Genomic DNA, 2,855 nt, shown 5'->3' on the forward strand with positions numbered 1-2,855 from the left:
CAGGTTCGACCCCGATCCAGGCATCGTACGTGAAGGGGCTGCCATTCCATCTGCTTTCGAAACGCAGCCGCCGCGATACACCATCTTTCGGGAAAGGAACGGTCCAGACCGGACGCTTGCTCTTATCCACAGTTTCCTACTTTGCCGTTATCCACTTTCGCGCGGAGATTTGCCACTAGCCTCCGAGATGAAGATGTGGCGGCGCTAATGATGTACGAGGAGCTTGCACGCGAGCTGAAACGAGTGAATCGGTTCCGTTACGAACTCGGGGATCCTGTGTCGAAGAGAGCGCTTGCAGAGTATGCGCGTGACCTCGAGAGCAGCCTGAACTCTGCCCGGCGCGTATCGTCAGCTTTGCGTGAACTCGCGGCCGTGAGCAGCATCCCTGAACAGCACTGATCAACGATCGAACGGGGAGCAGGCCGCGGCAGCCGAGCGCCAGTAGCTGCCTTTCTGAGGCCCTCCCCTGCTTCCTGAACCTGCCGTACGTTCATGTTCGGACCACCGCCCCCCAAACGATCGCAAAGTGGGACTGATAACGCCTCTTAGAACTTGTCTCGGCAATCGTTGTGAGAAGCCGGTCGTGTATGCTCAACACGGTAGTCAGGCCAGCGAATTGCCGCGACCGTCAACGTACGCGCATGCCGTCAAGGAGGAGATCGACCAGATGGGCGATGCGGACTGTCGGTGCGCTGCTCTTCTCGACCGCGATAGCTATTGCGCTCACCACACAGATGATGTCGTCGAAACTGGCATCTGGACGAACAATGCCGGCTTCTTGCGCGCACTGGAGCAGTCTCTGCCCTTCAGCGGTAATCGCGGTGCAACCGGGTGTGCCGTGTTGAATAACAGTTCCCAGCGACGCGGCCAAGCTATGGTAAACGCTCGTGTTTTCGGCGAGCTCTTCAAGAAACTGGCGCAGCGCGTCTCCGGGCTCAAGGTTCACAGCTCGCGCGCGGCTTGTCGTGGCGACCGCCATGAACCGCTCGTTGCTGGTGGCGGCGAGCAGCGCCTCGCGCGTCGCGAACCGACGGTAGAGCGTACCGATCCCGACCTTCGCTCGCTTGGCCACCTCCTCCAAGGGGACGCCCGCGCCTCGCTCCAAGAATGCTTCCTCCGCCGCAACGAGGATGCGTTCGCGATTCCGCTCTGCGTCAGCGCGCAGGGCACCTTCAGTCACGGTTCTTCCTTTCGTCCCTTGCCAAGTGGAGGATGCCTCCATATGCAAGTGGAGAAATCCTCCACTTGATTGAAGGGTCCATGTGATGGCGAAACGGTTCGAAGGCAAGGTCGTGGTGATAACCGGCGGGAGCGACGGAATCGGGTTGGCCTCCGCGCAGCGCTTCGCGGAAGAGGGCGCCCAGGTTTACATCACCGCGCGGCGGCAGGAGATGCTCGACCAAGCGATCAGCCAAATCGGTCACGGTGCGGTCGGTGTACAGGGGGACGTCACGAACCTCGCGGACCTGACAAAGCTCTACGAGCGCGTCGAGCGTGACCACGGCAAGGTCGACGTCGTTTTCGCCAATGCCGGCATGCACCAACCCATTCCGCTTGAAGCGCTCGAAGAAGCCCATTTTGATGCGACGTTCGACCTCAACGTGAAGGGTCTGGTTTTCACGGTGCAGAAGGCGCTGCCGCTGATGGCGGCCGGGGGCGTGATCGTCCTCAGCGGCTCGATCGCCGGTTCCAAGGCCTACCCGGGGCAGTCGCTCTACAATGCTAGCAAGGCGGCAGTCCGATCCTTTGCGCGTAGCTGGACCATCGACCTGAAAGATCGCGGCATTCGGGTGAACGTCGTTTCCCCCGGCGCTACCGAAACCAGACTGATGCGGGGCTACTTCGATGTAGCACCGGGGGCTGAAGAAGAGGTGATCAAGGGCGTTCCGCTCGGCCGCTTGGGCCACCTTGAGGATGTCGCGAATGCCGTGCTGTTCTTGGCATCGAGCGAAAGCAGCTTCGTCGCCGGCCATGAGCTCTTCGTGGATGGCGGCGTCGCGGCGGTCTGACAAGATCGCTTAATGAACGACGGTTATCGAGAGCCGGGACCCGAGCGCAAACGTCGCTCGGAGCGGTAGCCATGGGTGAAGAGTCGAAGCACAACTGGGTAGGCAACATCGCTCGTGATTTGCGACTTGCAGAGCGCCGCTACCAGCAAGTGACCTACGCCCCTGGGTTGCCCCGGTCGCGCCGCTTAGCAGCGCCCCTTGGACGTCATCTGGGCCCGGAGCTCACGGCCCTTCCTGCCGATCCATTCCTGCGCTGCCTGGTTGCCGGAGCGGCGGCGGACCTCCAGAAACTCGGCATAGATCGCGTTCTTCTCGGCATCTGAAAGCGCGTCGATCGAGCATTCGTCACGAGGTGCAGGCGGAGGTGATGCTCGGCGCTCACGCAATGTGGTGCCAAGCGTATCTGTGCCGGTGATCGTCGGCAAAGTGTTTGACCAGAAGTCCTGCGCCTGAGCGGCGGATGTGGCCATGACCAGCGCGGCAGCCAGTGCGACAAGCTTTTTCATCCAAGGGATCTCCTTACTCCGCCTGGATGAAGGATGCGAAGACGCCATGGAAGGGGAAAGAGCCAAAGGGCGACATAGAAGAGATAGGTCGAGAACTGTTATTGTTATTTGGGCAAGTCGGCTCCGCTGAGCGTCCGCTTCCAGGCATCGTCCCGACGAGGCCGGATGACAGAAATTGGGGCGGAAGCTGCCGCAAGCAGGGCAGCTGAGCGCCAAGAGCTGCCGTTTCGGGCTGCCAGCGCGCTTCCCAAAAGATGGTGTATCGCGGCGGCTGCGTTTCGAAAGCAGATGGAATGGCAGCCCCTTCACGTACGATGCCTGGATCGGGGTCGAACCTGAC

At 61.0% G+C, this 2,855-nt stretch carries 3 protein-coding genes; 1 reads left to right on the top strand and 2 read right to left on the bottom strand.

Features of this window, described 5'->3' with window-relative positions; genetic code table 11:
* Positions 1-628: 628 nt before the first annotated feature.
* A complete protein-coding gene (locus FHT02_RS21220; RefSeq protein ID WP_184092246.1) occupies positions 629-1,222 on the bottom strand; it encodes a TetR/AcrR family transcriptional regulator in 594 nt (197 codons plus the stop codon).
* Positions 1,223-1,265: 43 nt separating this feature from the next.
* Between FHT02_RS21220 and FHT02_RS21225 the strand changes: the two genes are divergently transcribed.
* Positions 1,266-2,009 carry an SDR family NAD(P)-dependent oxidoreductase gene (locus FHT02_RS21225; protein ID WP_184092242.1) on the top strand — a complete coding sequence of 248 codons (744 nt, stop codon included), beginning with the start codon at positions 1,266-1,268 and terminating at the stop codon, positions 2,007-2,009.
* A gap of 185 nt (positions 2,010-2,194) precedes the next feature.
* Here the strand turns inward: FHT02_RS21225 and FHT02_RS21230 are convergent, their stop codons facing one another.
* Positions 2,195-2,515, bottom strand: coding sequence for a hypothetical protein (locus FHT02_RS21230; RefSeq protein ID WP_184092244.1), 321 nt, complete (start codon positions 2,513-2,515; stop codon positions 2,195-2,197).
* Between the last annotated feature and the right edge of the window lie 340 nt (positions 2,516-2,855).

Source organism: Sphingomonas xinjiangensis (assembly GCF_014199255.1).
GTDB lineage: Bacteria > Pseudomonadota > Alphaproteobacteria > Sphingomonadales > Sphingomonadaceae > Sphingomonas > Sphingomonas xinjiangensis.

Coding starts and splice junctions, on each gene's coding strand:
- FHT02_RS21220 (WP_184092246.1), bottom strand. CDS start 1,222: ATGGAGGCATCCTCCACTTGGCAAGGGACGAAAGGAAGAACCGTGACT.
- FHT02_RS21225 (WP_184092242.1), top strand. CDS start 1,266: ATGGCGAAACGGTTCGAAGGCAAGGTCGTGGTGATAACCGGCGGGAGC.
- FHT02_RS21230 (WP_184092244.1), bottom strand. CDS start 2,515: ATGAAAAAGCTTGTCGCACTGGCTGCCGCGCTGGTCATGGCCACATCC.